At 68.6% G+C, this 12504-nt stretch carries 16 protein-coding genes; 6 read left to right on the forward strand and 10 right to left on the reverse strand.

What is annotated here, in order from left to right:
• Window positions 1–266: 266 nt before the first annotated feature.
• The 3 genes from AC3A3J_RS02615 to AC3A3J_RS02625 all read right to left on the reverse strand — a co-directional run bounded on the left by AC3A3J_RS02615 (window position 267) and on the right by AC3A3J_RS02625 (window position 2367).
• Window positions 267–1106, reverse strand: coding sequence for an alpha/beta fold hydrolase (locus tag AC3A3J_RS02615; RefSeq protein WP_487670799.1), 840 nt, complete (start codon window positions 1104–1106; stop codon window positions 267–269).
• 227 nt (window positions 1107–1333) lie between these two features.
• Window positions 1334–1900, reverse strand: coding sequence for a TetR/AcrR family transcriptional regulator (locus AC3A3J_RS02620; protein WP_487670800.1), 567 nt, complete (start codon window positions 1898–1900; stop codon window positions 1334–1336).
• A complete protein-coding gene (locus tag AC3A3J_RS02625) occupies window positions 1900–2367 on the reverse strand; it encodes a nuclear transport factor 2 family protein (protein ID WP_487670801.1) in 468 nt (155 codons plus the stop codon). The genes AC3A3J_RS02620 and AC3A3J_RS02625 overlap by 1 nt, the downstream gene beginning before the upstream one ends.
• A gap of 377 nt (window positions 2368–2744) precedes the next feature.
• Here AC3A3J_RS02625 and AC3A3J_RS02630 point away from each other — a divergent pair, with 377 nt between their 5' ends.
• Window positions 2745–3374 (forward strand): uracil-DNA glycosylase, encoded by a 630-nt coding sequence (locus AC3A3J_RS02630; RefSeq protein WP_487670802.1) that lies wholly within the window; start codon window positions 2745–2747, stop codon window positions 3372–3374.
• Between the two features lie 60 nt (window positions 3375–3434).
• Here AC3A3J_RS02630 and AC3A3J_RS02635 read toward each other — a convergent pair whose 3' ends face one another.
• Both AC3A3J_RS02635 and AC3A3J_RS02640 read right to left on the reverse strand, forming a co-directional pair.
• Complete coding sequence (locus AC3A3J_RS02635) at window positions 3435–3728, reverse strand: hypothetical protein (protein ID WP_487670803.1); 294 nt, start codon at window positions 3726–3728, stop codon at window positions 3435–3437.
• 92 nt (window positions 3729–3820) lie between these two features.
• Window positions 3821–4489 (reverse strand): hypothetical protein, encoded by a 669-nt coding sequence (locus AC3A3J_RS02640; RefSeq protein ID WP_487670804.1) that lies wholly within the window; start codon window positions 4487–4489, stop codon window positions 3821–3823.
• A gap of 59 nt (window positions 4490–4548) precedes the next feature.
• On the opposite strand from AC3A3J_RS02640, the gene AC3A3J_RS02645 reads away from it, so the two are divergent.
• Complete coding sequence (locus AC3A3J_RS02645) at window positions 4549–5364, forward strand: hypothetical protein (protein WP_487670805.1); 816 nt, start codon at window positions 4549–4551, stop codon at window positions 5362–5364.
• A 41-nt stretch (window positions 5365–5405) separates the two neighbouring features.
• Here AC3A3J_RS02645 and AC3A3J_RS02650 read toward each other — a convergent pair whose 3' ends face one another.
• The gene (locus AC3A3J_RS02650; RefSeq protein WP_487670806.1) at window positions 5406–5861 is read right to left on the reverse strand and encodes a DUF805 domain-containing protein; all 456 of its coding nucleotides are present in this window, start codon (window positions 5859–5861) and stop codon (window positions 5406–5408) included.
• Window positions 5862–6375: 514 nt separating this feature from the next.
• Between AC3A3J_RS02650 and AC3A3J_RS02655 the strand changes: the two genes are divergently transcribed.
• Window positions 6376–7134, forward strand: a complete 759-nt coding sequence (locus AC3A3J_RS02655; protein WP_487670807.1) for an amidohydrolase family protein — start codon at window positions 6376–6378, stop codon at window positions 7132–7134.
• 38 nt (window positions 7135–7172) lie between these two features.
• Here AC3A3J_RS02655 and AC3A3J_RS02660 read toward each other — a convergent pair whose 3' ends face one another.
• Together AC3A3J_RS02660 and AC3A3J_RS02665 are read right to left on the reverse strand one after the other, a co-directional pair.
• Window positions 7173–7820 (reverse strand): hypothetical protein, encoded by a 648-nt coding sequence (locus tag AC3A3J_RS02660; protein ID WP_487670808.1) that lies wholly within the window; start codon window positions 7818–7820, stop codon window positions 7173–7175.
• Between the two features lie 70 nt (window positions 7821–7890).
• Window positions 7891–8205: a hypothetical protein gene (locus AC3A3J_RS02665; protein WP_487670809.1), complete on the reverse strand. Its 315-nt coding sequence runs from the start codon at window positions 8203–8205 to the stop codon at window positions 7891–7893.
• A gap of 129 nt (window positions 8206–8334) precedes the next feature.
• Here AC3A3J_RS02665 and AC3A3J_RS02670 point away from each other — a divergent pair, with 129 nt between their 5' ends.
• Both AC3A3J_RS02670 and AC3A3J_RS02675 read left to right on the forward strand, forming a co-directional pair.
• Window positions 8335–9189 (forward strand): CPBP family intramembrane glutamic endopeptidase, encoded by an 855-nt coding sequence (locus AC3A3J_RS02670; protein WP_487670810.1) that lies wholly within the window; start codon window positions 8335–8337, stop codon window positions 9187–9189.
• 176 nt (window positions 9190–9365) lie between these two features.
• Window positions 9366–10412, forward strand: coding sequence for an NAD(P)-dependent alcohol dehydrogenase (locus tag AC3A3J_RS02675; RefSeq protein ID WP_487670811.1), 1047 nt, complete (start codon window positions 9366–9368; stop codon window positions 10410–10412).
• 97 nt (window positions 10413–10509) lie between these two features.
• Here AC3A3J_RS02675 and AC3A3J_RS02680 read toward each other — a convergent pair whose 3' ends face one another.
• Window positions 10510–11559: a S41 family peptidase gene (locus AC3A3J_RS02680; protein ID WP_487670812.1), complete on the reverse strand. Its 1050-nt coding sequence runs from the start codon at window positions 11557–11559 to the stop codon at window positions 10510–10512.
• Window positions 11560–11704: 145 nt separating this feature from the next.
• On the opposite strand from AC3A3J_RS02680, the gene AC3A3J_RS02685 reads away from it, so the two are divergent.
• Complete coding sequence (locus tag AC3A3J_RS02685; RefSeq protein WP_487670813.1) at window positions 11705–12133, forward strand: GNAT family N-acetyltransferase; 429 nt, start codon at window positions 11705–11707, stop codon at window positions 12131–12133.
• Between the two features lie 18 nt (window positions 12134–12151).
• Here the strand turns inward: AC3A3J_RS02685 and AC3A3J_RS02690 are convergent, their stop codons facing one another.
• On the reverse strand, window positions 12152–12448 hold the full coding sequence (locus tag AC3A3J_RS02690) for a hypothetical protein (protein ID WP_487670814.1): 297 nt from the start codon (window positions 12446–12448) through the stop codon (window positions 12152–12154).
• Between the last annotated feature and the right edge of the window lie 56 nt (window positions 12449–12504).

The raw sequence follows: 12504 nt of genomic DNA on the forward strand, positions 1-12504 counted from the left end.
ACGCCGAGATGCCCGACATCATCTAAGCGAGGGCTTCGCACCGATAGTCCGGATAGCTGTCCTTATCGTCGGTAATGGGCCAGACGTTGAAGCGAGATGGGGCTGAGTAGGTGGGCGGCGTCTCAGCAGTCACCGAGCGGGATCGCGGCGGTCTGCATCGTCGCAAAGTAGATGCGGAGCGCTTAGCCTCTCGTTCGTCCTCAGGCACAGCAAAAAGCCGCCCACGATCGAGTTGTGAGCGGCTCTCCGCTTGACTGACCGAGCGATCAGGGCTGCTGGATGAACGCGAGGATGTCGGCGTTGATGGTCTCGGCATCCGTAGTGAGCATGCCGTGCGAGAGTCCCTCGTAGACCTTCAGGGTCGCGTCGTAGAGCAGCTCGGCCTGCTTTAGCGCGGCCTCCTGATACGGAACGACCTGGTCGTCGTCGCCCTGGAGGACGAGCACGGGGACGGTGATGGCCTTGAGGTCGGCGGTCTGGTCGGTCTCCGAGAACGCCTTGATGCCCTCGTAGTGGGCCAGTGCGCTGCCCGTCATGCCCTGGCGGACCCAGTTGTCGACGATCGGCTGTGCGAGTTCGACGCCGTCGCGGTTGAAGCCGTAGAACGGCCCCGATGCGACCGCGGTGAAGAACTCGACGCGGTTGGCGGCGAGGGCTTCGCGGAACCCGTCGAAGACGGCGACGGGTACGCCGGCGGGGTGCTCGTCGGTCTGAACCATGAGCGGGGGGACGGCGGCGACGAGGACGGCCTTGGCGACGCGCCCCTGGGGCTGGCCGTACTTGGCGACGTAGCGGGCGACCTGTCCGCCTCCGGTGGAGTGCCCGACGTGAATAACGTTCTGGAGGTTCAGGTGGCGGACGACGACGTCGACGTCGCTGGCGTAGTGGTCCATGTCGTGGCCGGTGCCGACGTCCGAGGAGCGTCCGTGGCCGCGGCGGTCGCTGGCGATGACCCGGAAGCCCTTGGCGAGGAAGTAGAGGATCTGTGCGTCCCAATCGTCGGACGACAGCGGCCATCCGTGGTGGAACATGATGGGCTGGGCGTCACGGGGGCCGAAGTCCTTGTAGTAGATGCTGGTGTTGTCCTGGGCGGTGATGTACGGCATGGTGTTCTCCTTCGATGCGCCGCCCGTATCGAAGGCGGCATGCGTGGTCTCGTCGCGGGTGCGGCGATGATCTCGGTGCCCGAGTGGGCAGCGAGGAGGGACCTTCGGCGGCGCCGGCGGACCCGGTGGGCGCGCGCATGCGGTCGATCGTCCGGCCGCATGCGGCGCGCCGTAGGTGGTGCTGGTCGAGTACTGCAGCGAGAGCAGTGCAGGGCTCGGGTTCCCGCTTAGCGGGTGGGAGCGAGAAGTTGCTTCTCAGTGCGGTCGACGATTCCGAGGAAGGTTGCGTCGTCGCCGTAGGCGCGGGCCAGGATCAGCCCACCTTGGATGGCAGCGACCGCGTCCAGCGCGCGGTCTGCCGCTTCTTGGGGTGAGAGTCCGGCGATCTTGAGGACTCCGGTGAGGGCCTCGACCCAGTCGGTGAAGTAGGTCTTCACCGCCTTGGCGAAGGTCTCCTGTTCTTCTCCCAGCGTGATCGCGGCGAACAAGCACACGCGCTGGCGGGAGATGAAGTACTCGGCGACCTCTCGCGACATGTCCGCGATGGCCTGGTGGGGATCGGTCGCGGTGCGCAGCGGCTCGAAGATCTTCTCTTCGAACCAGTCGTTGACCTGGTCGAGGACGGCGCGGGCCATGTCTGTCTTCCCCTCGGGGAAGAAGTGGTAGAGGCTTCCGCGGCCGATGCCGGTCTCCTGCTGGATGACGGACAGGGAACCACCCTCGAAGCCTCGCTTGCGAAACACGCCGGCGAGGGCGAGGACCGCGTCGGACCGGTCGAGGACGGTTCTGGCCATCAGAGACCGAGCTCGCTCAGGCCGGGGTGGTCGGCGGGACGGGGACCGGAGTTGTCCCAGAAGAACTTGCGGTCGGACTCGTCGATCTCGACGTCGTTGATGCTCGCGTGACGGTGCGTCATGAGTCCTTCCTTGTCGAAGTGCCAGTTCTCGTTGCCGTAGGCGCGGAACCACTGGCCCTCGGCGTTGCGGTACTCGTACGCAAAGCGCACCGCGATCACATCGCCAGTGTAGGCCCACAGCTCCTTGATGAGCCGGTAGTCCAGCTCGCGCTCCCACTTGCCGGCAAGGAACTCGATGATGGCGGGGCGCCCCTGGACGAAGGTGGAGCGGTTGCGCCACCAGCTGTCCTCGCTGTAGGCCAGCGCGATGCGCTCCGGGTCGCGGGTGTTCCAGCCGTCTTCAGCGGCGCGGACCTTCTGGATGGCGGTCTCTTCGGTGAACGGGGGAAGCGGCGGACGGGACATGTTGACTCCTAGTTCGTTGTTTCGTCTGTACCGAGCGGTTCAGCGTGTACTAAACGGTACAGACGGCGATCGTGCGTGTCAACTCGAATCTCGGAAGATCTTCGAGATCGCCCCGAGAAGCCCGGAATCACGCGGAGAATTCGTCGCCAAGACGCTCTCAAGCCGGGCAGAGGAGCGTCGGCGAGGGGCGCTCGGGCGATGGACGTCGGCCCTGCGAAGTGGCGGCAGTCTCCCCGGCGCTCGAGGCAGCGGTCATGGCGAACGCGTGTTGTGTACGACGGCGGCAACAGGGCGAAGCGCAGCCAGCTCAGCCACCTGGGGGCCTGCTTTGTCGCAAAGCAGGTCGGCCTCGAGCTGAGCACTGGTACGGTCAGGGCATGCCGAGGCGGATGGCCCTGAAGTCGTTCCGAGACCAGCAGTGGGCGGACCGCTACGCACCGCACGTCGCACCCGTCAACGAGTACGTCGACGAGTTGCGCGAGATGGGCCGAGGCTGGGCGCCGTACGTCGCGCCGCTGCATGGCGGTGTCGAGGCGCGGGTGCTCAGCATCCTGCGCGATCCGGGGCCCGCGACCCAGGATGAGGTCGGCAGCGGTTTCATCTGCGTCGAGAACGACGACGGCAGCGCAGAGCTGCAGTCGATCCTGCTTGAGGAGGCAGGGATCTCACCGTTCGAGCTGCTGCCGTGGAACGCCTACCCCTGGTACATCAACCGCAAGCCGAAGGCGTCGGAGCTTGATGCCGGCGTCGAGACGATCCTGCGTCTGCTTGATCTCGCGCCGAAGCTGGAGGTCGTGCTGCTGCAGGGCGGTGATGCCGATCATGCGTGGCGACGGCTGCTGCGCATCGCGCCGGGCGTCGAACGCGAGCGTGGGCTCACGGTCGTGCGGACGTTCCACCCGTCGCCGCAGGCGCTGTTCGTTCGCGACGCCGAGGTCCGGGCGGCACGAGTGGCGCGTCGCCGCGAAGCATTCGGAGAGGTGGCGGCGCTGCTGTCTGGGGGTTGAGCTACCGCCCGCGCGGGCGGTCGCGTCGTCCTGCGCGGCCGGGACGGTGCGCGATTCGGTCTATGAGTAGGTCAGGCCGAAGAACGTGGAACCGAGCATGAGGGTGATCACGGCGACGACGGCGCTGGCCGCGCGCAGGCCCGCCGTCCCTCGGCGGGCGGCCACCACTGCGGAAGCGAGGGCGGCGATCATCGTCGCGAAGCTGGCGTATCGGATGGTGAGTTCCGGTGCCGCCCAGAGCGTCGCGAGGGCCGCGGAGACAGCGAGCGCGACGGCGAGTGCGGGGAAGAAAGCCCGGCTCGCAAGCCGTCCCCGGGGGTGATCGATCGTCGCCTGGTGCTCTGACACGCTCATGGACCATCCCGGTCTGTGGTCGACCGACTGTGCCGCCAGCGTCTCATCTCAGCGGCAGGCGCGCAACGTTCGCGAAGGACGCAACGCGGTGCTCAGACCTCGCGATTCCAGTCCTCGAGAACGAAGTCCGAGCAGGAGGGGCGGTACTCCTTCTCGTAGCAGTGGGTGAAGATGAAGTCCGCCTCGATCTCTTCTCGCGTCATCGATTCGACGTCGAGGAGCGCCCAGTCGGCGTGGTCGCGGTGGGCGAACGCTCCGGCGTAGAGGTCTTCGACACCGGTGCATGCGTCGTAGATGGGGTCGATGAGCGCTGCGAACTGCGCGGACTCGTCCGCGAGCATCGCATCGAGGGTGACTTGCTCTTCATCGGAGACGACACCGTCCGCGTAGATCGCGTCGTACTCCGGCCCGAACAGAGGGTGTGTCTCGTAGTGCTGGTTCATCGCGGCGCTGGCTGTCGCGAACGCGGCGTCGCACTCCGGGGTCGCGGCTTCCGGGGTCGCCTCTTTGGTCAGGTTCACGATGACCACCACACCGGCGACGATCGCGGCCAGACACACCACCGCGACCAGCGGCCACCAGCGGCGCTTCTTCGTCGCCGGCTCGGAAACCCGTGGGTGCGGAGCACCCGCAGGGGGCGGTGGCGGGACAAAGGTCGATGGCACAGCTGAGCTCCTTCGGCGGGCACCCTCATCTAACACCAGGCCGGTGCGCACTGCCGCGCGTGCTTCGACCGCCGGCGAGGATGGGGTGTTGCGCACTGGGGAAACGTTCGGCGCACCGATTCACCCGCGTCGACATCGTTTGATAGCGTCGCGAAGTGACCACCCCGCAGCCCGAGTCCACCGAGTCGCCCTCAGCGTCCCGCGGTCTGCGCAACGGCGGTGCTGGACAACCACCGACGATCGTCAAGCCGTGGGTCAGCATTCTCCGCCTAGTGGTCGGTCTCGTCATCGTCGGCGTGGCCGTGGGCGCGCTGCTGCTCTGGGCGCTGGAGCCGTCGTCGAACGACGGAGCCCCGCAGTTCGTTGCACTCGTCGGCATCCCCTTGGGTGTCACGGCGTTGACCATTCAGATGGTCGCGCACAACTCCTTCGCCAACCGACGTACCCGCTTCAACTTCCTCTGGTGGTTGTTCGCCGCCCTCCCCGCGGGACTGCTCGCGGTATCCCTGCCGTCCGTTCTCGCGAACCCCGACTACTTCGAATCGGCCTCCATCGGCGGTGTCCTCGGTGCCCTCGCCATGAACCTCGTCCTGATCGTCCTGGGCTACGGCTTCGGCGCCCTGGCGTGGTTCTTCGTCGTCTGGCCGCTGTTCCAGCTGGTCGGCACCCTGATCCGGATGTTGCGCGGCGAAAAGCGCGCCGCGGTCGGGCTGCTCATGCCGCTCATTCTCCTGACGCTCTCGGGGGTGATCCTCGTCGGCGCGGGGGCGCTGGATCTGAGTGATGCCGGTCCCGGTCGATTCGCATGGCCGCAGATCCTCCTGGCTCTTCTCGGCATCCCGGGGAGCTACGGCGTGGAGTCGGAAGTCGCGCTGTGGATCGTCCGGCTGATGATCGTCGGCGTCGTGCTGCTCTTCGTAGTCCCCCGGCTGCTCTCGCGACGCGCGGAGCGCTCCGCAGGGCTCGAATAGGCGGAAGTCCTCGATCGGCTCAGCCCGCCTCGGCGACAGCGTCACGCATCGAAGCGAGCTCCGGCCGGGCGTGCACTCAGCAGAGTGAAGACCAGCAGCACGATGGCGCCGACGATCGGGACGAGGATGATGAAGAACCAGGCGCCGCTACGATCGACGTCATGCAGCCGCCGCCAGGTGAGCGCGAGTGCCGGGATCACGATCGCGGTTGCGTAGAGGAGGAAGGCCACCCCGATCGGGCTCGAGAGCGGGAAGGTTCCTCCGGATGCGAAGGGGGAGAGCACGTCGATCGTGCGCGAGATGAATCGCGGGTCGACCAGGGAGCCGACCAGGTTGAACGCCAGGGCGACGAGCACGTTCGCTAGCACCCACCACCAGTACTCGCTCCGGCTGGCCCGTCCGCTGAACGTCGCGTACTTGCGGAAGAAGCGGGAGACGGCCTGCGGAAACGAGGCGCCGTAGAGCGGCGCGCTGAGCGGGACATGCGTCGTGGTCATACGACGAACCTATCCCCGCGAGTTCGGCAGGCGGAGGGGCTCACCCGGCCGGCTCATGCAGAGTCGGGCCACCGGGAAGGGCTACTCGGCGTTGATTCGCTCAACCCGTGCGAGGCGATGCCGTCAAGAACGGGACGAACCGTCGGTTCCGCCCGCGAGGCGGGGGCGGTGGCCGACTCTATCGATGAGGAGGTCAGGCGACACCAGGCCTGAGGTCATTGCAAACGCGGCGGCCAATACCTCGACGATAGCCCGGATCGAGAAGCGCCACCGCGGCGGGGTGTTCGACACCTGCTGTTCTGACACGCGCACGGGCCCATCCTCTCTCTGTCGTCGGAACGACTGTGCCGTCAGCGTCTCATCTCGACGGTACGGGCGCAACGGTGTCGGTCTCTGTGAGCGGGAACGAAGCGCGGGTTGGAGCGACGGTCACGAGCGCACGTGGTGTCGGCTGGCCGGTCGGACGCCGGATGCGTAGTCTCGTCTGGTCGCCACGAGAACGGATCCGATGCTCATGTCCCAGAGAGTTTTCGACGCCCACCTGCACATCATCGACCCGGCCTTCCCGCTGGTCGAGAACGAGGGATTCCTGCCGCCGGCCTTCACGACCGACGAATACAGCGCCCGCATCGAGGGACTCGGCATCGCCGGCGGGGCGGTCGTGTCCGGATCGTTCCAAGCCTTCGACCAGGACTATCTCGTGCACGCGCTCGACGCACTGGGACCGACCTACGTCGGCGTCACGCAGCTGCCGGAGACGGTGAACGATGCCACGATCGAGAAGTTGAGCACCGCAGGAGTGCGCGCTGTGCGTTTCAATGTTCGGCGTGGGGGCTCGGCCTCTCTCGCGAGCCTCGACAGGCTCGCACGCCGCGTCCACGACGTCGCCGGCTGGCATGCCGAGCTCTACATCGACGCTCGCTCACTGGAGGAGATCGCGGAGCAGCTTCAGGCCTTGCCGGCGGTCAGCATCGATCATCTCGGCCTGCACGCTGACGGGCTACCTCACCTGTTGCGCCTGGCGGAGGGCGGCGTGAAGGTGAAAGCCACGGGGTTCGGCCGCGTCGACCTCGACCCCGCCGCGGCGATCGCTGCGATCATGGACGCCAACCCCTCCGCCCTGATGTTCGGTACCGACCTGCCTTCGACCAGGGCCCGCAGACCGTTCTCCCCGGAGGACCTCGAGCTCATCGCTCGCGTGGTCGCCCCCGAGATGCTGCCGGGCGTGCTGTGGGACAACGCCGCCGCGCTGTACCTCAGACACCCGCGGTAGTCACCGACCTCGGGACGCCCTCGGCGGGAAGCGCCGGCTCACGCCCCGCCGTCGAGAACCGGAACGCGCCAGATCCGCGCCGCGTCGGCGAGGAGCCGGTCCATGCCGTCGGGCGTCTCGCGGCGCAGGGGTGCCTCGTCGCGGGTCGCCGGCACCGGGATCGCGGCGTTTTCCGCGCCGTGCGACACGACGATCACCAGGGTCGGGTAGAGGAAGGCGCCCTCCTGGATGCCGCCGATCGCGACGCCCGCGATCCGCTCGCGCGGCACGCTGTACGCGGTGACCAGCCGAGCGCCGCCGCGGACGAGGCGGAAACCCGACGGATCGATCACACCCGTCGGGCTCGACGTGAGCAGGCCGCGCGGCGCGGCGCCGAGCCCCAGAGCAGGAATCGCACGCGTGAGGAACCCCGCGACGCCGTTCAGCGCGTAGGAGCCGAAGACACGCGCCTGCGGCTCGCTCTCCTGCAGCGCTCGCCGCTGGCGGCGCTGCAGCCGCTGGATCCGCGCGAGCACGATCCACAGGATCACCCCGGCGAGCACCAGCCCCGCCCCGAACACCAGCAGGGTCGCACCGGGGGAGTCACCGTTCAGCAGCGGGCGCACGAGGGCTCCCCAGACGAAGAAGGCGGCCAGTACGACGGCGATCGCGAGGACCACTCTGTTCGCGGGCGGGTTCTGGCGCACGGGGATTCTCCTTCAGGACGCGGGTCAGGGGCGGGCAGAGGATGCTCGCTGCCGATCTGGTTCGACGGGGTCAGCCGCCCGTGAGGAACGCGGCCGCGGGGATCAGCTGGATCGCTCCGAGCACGACCCCGACCACCGGCCACGCATACCCGCCGCCGTCGGTCCGTGCGAGGACGATGCCGACGATGCCGACGACGACGCCGATCGCGCCGAGGAACACCGCGATCGGCAAGGTGAGGAACAGCAGCCATCCGTAGTTCGGGTCCACCGTGGAACCGAGCACGAAGACGATCGCCGTGGGGAGGATGCCGACGAGCGCCACGGTCGTGGCGGCGATTCCGCAGCCGAGAGCGCGGCGGCGGCGCGGCGGAAAGGGCTGTGTCACGCCGACGAGCTTAGCCACCGCCGCGAGGCAGGCGGTCTGGTGACGCGCGGCCACTGCCGTTCGCACCGGCCATGAGGCGAGCATCGGCCACGTACCCACCAATTAGCACACTCGTGCTAGTTTGGCGCCATGAGTCCTCGGGTCTCTGTCAGCGCGCGAATTTCGCGGATCGTGATCGCCGCGGGGGCGGCCATCGCCTGCGCCTCCCTGGCCCTGTTGCTCGTGGGGCGACCGGAAGGGGTGACTCTCTCGCGCGATGCGGGCGCCCCGACGGTCCCCCTGCTGTGGGCGATCGGTCCCGCCGTGGTCGGCATCACCATCGCGCTTGCGCTCTCGCGCCGCCGACCGCGCCTCGAGGCGCGCCCACTCTCCCGGGGCAGACTCACGGCGACCATCCTGATCCTCGGCGCGCTGGCGGTGCTCTTCCCTGTTGTCGCGGCGGGGATGAACGGAGAGGACTACGTCCTGACCAAGGCGGTGCTGCTCATCGTGGCGCCGCTGATCGCCGTCGCCCTCATCAGAGGGTCGGTCGCCATGGACGTCGAACGGGCGGCATGGCGATGGTGGGCCCCGGGAGTCGCGATTCTCGTATGGGCGGTTCTCCGCAGCCTCGTCAGCTCGTCGCCGGACTACAGCGAGGTGGATGCCGTCACTCTGCTGATCGCCGCGACCGCCACGGCAGTCACCGCCGGCTTCGGCGAAGAGCTCTTCTACCGCCGCCTCCTGCAGACGCGACTCGAGGCGCTTTTCAGCCCCTGGGCCGGAGTGACCGTCGCCACCGCGGCGTTCGCTCTCATGCATCTGGGCAGCCATGCGTCGGGCGACCTTCTGTTCGACACCGCGTCGGTGATCGTGGTGCAGGGAAGTTTCGGCCTGTTCATGGGAGTGATCTGGATGCGCTTTCGCAACTTCACCGCGATCGTCACAGCTCACGTTCTCGCGAACGGATGGCCGGACATCGTCTGGCACGTATTCACCCGGTGAGGTCGGGCCGCGACTGCGCGCGGACTAACGAAGGGGATGCCGCAAGGTCGCACGTCAAGGGTCGCCGCTCGATTCGCTCCGTTCGTGACCGCGCGGATACTGGAAGAGACGGTTCGAGTGCCCCCGCCTCCGCATCGCGCGGCAGACCGCTCGAGTCGATGGAAGGAAGATGATTCATGAAGGCCCTCCGTTACGTCGAGATCGGCAAGCCCCCGGTGGTCGTCGACATCCCGATTCCCCAGCCCGGCCCCGGCCAGGTGCTGCTCAAGATCACGGCGGGCGGTGTCTGCCACTCCGACGACTACGTCATGGGCCTCCCCGAGAAGGACTACCTGGAGCAGGGATACCCGCTGCCGCTGACTCTCGGTCATGAGGGAGCAGGCATCGTGCACGAGATCGGCGAGGGGGTCGACGCGTCGCTGAAGGTGGGGGATGCCGTCGCCGTCTACGGGCCGTGGGGATGCGGTCGCTGCCACAACTGCTCCATGGGCAAGGAGAACTACTGCACGAACGCCGCAGCCGAAGGCATCCGTCCTCCCGGACTCGGCAGCCAGGGGTCGATGGCGGAGTACATGATCGTCGACGACGCCCGCCACCTCGTGCCGCTCGGCGACCTCGACCCGGTGCAGAACGTGTCGCTCACGGATGCCGGTCTCACCCCGTACCACGCGATCAAGAACTCGCTTCCCAAGCTCGGCGCCGGCACGTTCGCCGTCGTCATCGGCACCGGCGGCCTCGGCCATGTTGGCATCCAGATCCTCAAGGCCATCTCGGGCGCCACCGTCATCGCCCTCGACGTGAACGACGAGAAGCTGGCGCTCGCCACAGAGGTCGGTGCCGACCACGCCCTCATCAGCGACGCCGGCGCCGCTGACAAGATCCGCGAGATCACGGGCGGACTCGGCGCGAACGCCGTGTTCGACTTCGTCGGGGCGAACCCGACCATCGCGCTCGCGCAGAGCGTCGCCGCGCTCGAAGCCGACATCACGATCGTCGGGATCGGCGGCGGCAGCATGACGCTCGGCTTCGGCTCGATCGCTTACGACGCCGCCGTGCGCATCCCCTATTGGGGGTCGCGCGCCGAGCTGATCGAGGTGCTCGACCTCGCCCGTGCCGGCAAGATCCACGTGCAGACCGAGACGTATGCGCTCGACGACGGCCCCCAGGCCTACGAAGACCTCGCCTCGAACAGCATCCGCGGTCGCGCCGTCATCGTTCCCTGACGTCGGCACGGCCACACGCGGAACGCCCGGGAGGGGTCACCTCCCGGGCGTTCCGGCTTCCCCGGGGGTTGTGCTGCGCGGTGGTGTCGGGCGAGGCTCAACGGCAGCCCTGTGACTGCATCCATGCGATCGCCGCCGCGTCGGCATCGTCCGTCGCCTCGTCGGGTTCGATGCCGACCTCGGGGTACGCCGTGCCGTCCCGATCGACGTAGACGCTCTGCGTCAGCACGATGCTCGCTCCGCCGTACAGGGCGCGGGGGAGATTCGCCGAGGTGTAGCCGGCGGTCGCCGCGCCGAAACTGCGCACCCCGTCGACGCCGCGGAACGACGCCACGACCGCCTCGGCGCTCGACCCGGTCCCGGCGTCCTGCAGGAGCGCGAGCGGCGTCCCGGCTTCCGATTTCGGCGCATCGACCGCCACGACGGTCTGCCCGTTCAGGCCGGCCCCGTCGTCCTGCACCGTCACGCGCGTCTGATCGTCGCCGCCTCGCCCACGGAACGACAGCGCGGTGCCGTCCGGGAGGAAGGCGGCGACCCCCGACAGCATCGGGTACATGTTGCCGCCTCCATTGCCGCGCACATCGACGATCCACCCGCACACCTCGTCGGCGTGCGCGGTGATCGCGGATGCTGCCGCGTCGGCGTACTCCTGCTGTACGCGTTCCGACGGGTCCAATAGTTCGGGCAGGACCACCGTGCCCACGCCGTTCGACACCGACACCGTCGGCATCGCCACCTCGGACGGGTCGTCGTGCGTGGTGACCGCCTCCGGACGGCGGAAGGCGGAGTGCTTCCCGCCTGCCGCCCGCGTCGCGGCCTCGATCAGCGGGTACAGCTCCTCGTATCCGGATGCCGTTGCCGCCGCATCGAGCAGGGCCGACCGCGCCGCCGTCCACTCCGCTCCCTCGGCGTAGTAGCCGGTCTCGAGGAAGTCGACGGCGATCTCCGCGTACCGCTGTGGCGACGGCGGGACGACGTACACGCCGAACCGCGGACCGTATTCGTGCAGCCCCCACGCGCCGACCCCGCCGACGAGGAGCACCGCCAGAGCAGCGCCCCCGAGCGCGAACCGTCGGCGCCGCCGCCGCTTCTCACGGGACGGGTGGTGCTGGTCATTCGTCGATTTCGGGGGTCGTACCTTCGTCACCCTTCCATCCTCGACAGCGCCCGGCCGGCGAGCATCCGCCGCCCGGTGTATCCGCCTCATCCGCCCGGCGGACATGCGGCGAGATCGAGCGGCGGCCGGGTCTCGTCGGACGGATGCTCATGCCGGCGCCGCTAGGCTCGCCGACGTGCAGCTCTCCTTCGTGCCCCCGACCGCCGCCGAGTTTCGCGACCTCTACCAGCAGACGGGGTGGCGCGACGTCTCGCTCGAGACCTGCGAGGCGGCTCTGGCGGGAACCTGGCTCGCCTGCACGGCCCGAGACGAGAGCGGCACCGTCGTCGGCATGGGGCGCCTCATCAGCGACGGCGTGCTGCACGCCTTCGTGACGGAGATGCTCGTCGCCGAGAGCGCACGCGGTGGCGGCGTGGGGGCGCAGATCGTCCGGATGCTGGTCGACGCGGCGAGGGAGCGCGGTGTCGACGACATCCAGCTCTTCGCCGCCCGCGGACGGGCGGCCTTCTACGAGCGCAACGGCTTCCGCCGTCGGCCCGACGACGCCCCGGGCATGGACGTGGCGGACGGCGACGAGGGAGGGGCACCCACCGACGCGGCGTGACGCGCGACGCGACGACGGCTAGTCGCGGCGCGCATCCGTTCCGGTCGCACGCGACCTCCGAGCGCCGCGACGCCATCCCGCGAGGAACGCGAGGGCCATGAGGCCGAGCCCGAGCACGGCGCATCCCGCGAGGGTCGTGCGGGTGAGGATGACGACGTTCCCTTGCGGCGAGAAGGTCGCGCTGGACTCCGGCTGGTAGGCGAACCAGCCGAACGACACCGGCGTGAGCACGCCGACGATCGTCATGACGAGGCCGGCCCCCGCGAGCACGGCGGCGAGCGTCCAGGCGATCAGGGTCGCACGTCGAGAGGTCATGCCCCGACGCTATCGAGGACCGCCGCAACGGTCTATGCGCGAGCATGCTTTTGCAC

This window comes from Microbacterium sp. Soil_N32 (assembly GCF_057655505.1).

What these genes read in the sequence shown, in the direction of transcription:
- AC3A3J_RS02615 (WP_487670799.1), bottom strand. Translation starts at nt 1,106, where the DNA reads ATGCCGTACATCACCGCCCAGGACAACACCAGCATCTACTACAAGGAC.
- AC3A3J_RS02620 (WP_487670800.1), bottom strand. Translation starts at nt 1,900, where the DNA reads ATGGCCAGAACCGTCCTCGACCGGTCCGACGCGGTCCTCGCCCTCGCC.
- AC3A3J_RS02625 (WP_487670801.1), bottom strand. Translation starts at nt 2,367, where the DNA reads ATGTCCCGTCCGCCGCTTCCCCCGTTCACCGAAGAGACCGCCATCCAG.
- AC3A3J_RS02630 (WP_487670802.1), top strand. Translation starts at nt 2,745, where the DNA reads ATGCCGAGGCGGATGGCCCTGAAGTCGTTCCGAGACCAGCAGTGGGCG.
- AC3A3J_RS02635 (WP_487670803.1), bottom strand. Translation starts at nt 3,728, where the DNA reads ATGAGCGTGTCAGAGCACCAGGCGACGATCGATCACCCCCGGGGACGG.
- AC3A3J_RS02650 (WP_487670806.1), bottom strand. Translation starts at nt 5,861, where the DNA reads ATGACCACGACGCATGTCCCGCTCAGCGCGCCGCTCTACGGCGCCTCG.
- AC3A3J_RS02655 (WP_487670807.1), top strand. Translation starts at nt 6,376, where the DNA reads ATGTCCCAGAGAGTTTTCGACGCCCACCTGCACATCATCGACCCGGCC.
- AC3A3J_RS02670 (WP_487670810.1), top strand. Translation starts at nt 8,335, where the DNA reads ATGAGTCCTCGGGTCTCTGTCAGCGCGCGAATTTCGCGGATCGTGATC.
- AC3A3J_RS02675 (WP_487670811.1), top strand. Translation starts at nt 9,366, where the DNA reads ATGAAGGCCCTCCGTTACGTCGAGATCGGCAAGCCCCCGGTGGTCGTC.
- AC3A3J_RS02690 (WP_487670814.1), bottom strand. Translation starts at nt 12,448, where the DNA reads ATGACCTCTCGACGTGCGACCCTGATCGCCTGGACGCTCGCCGCCGTG.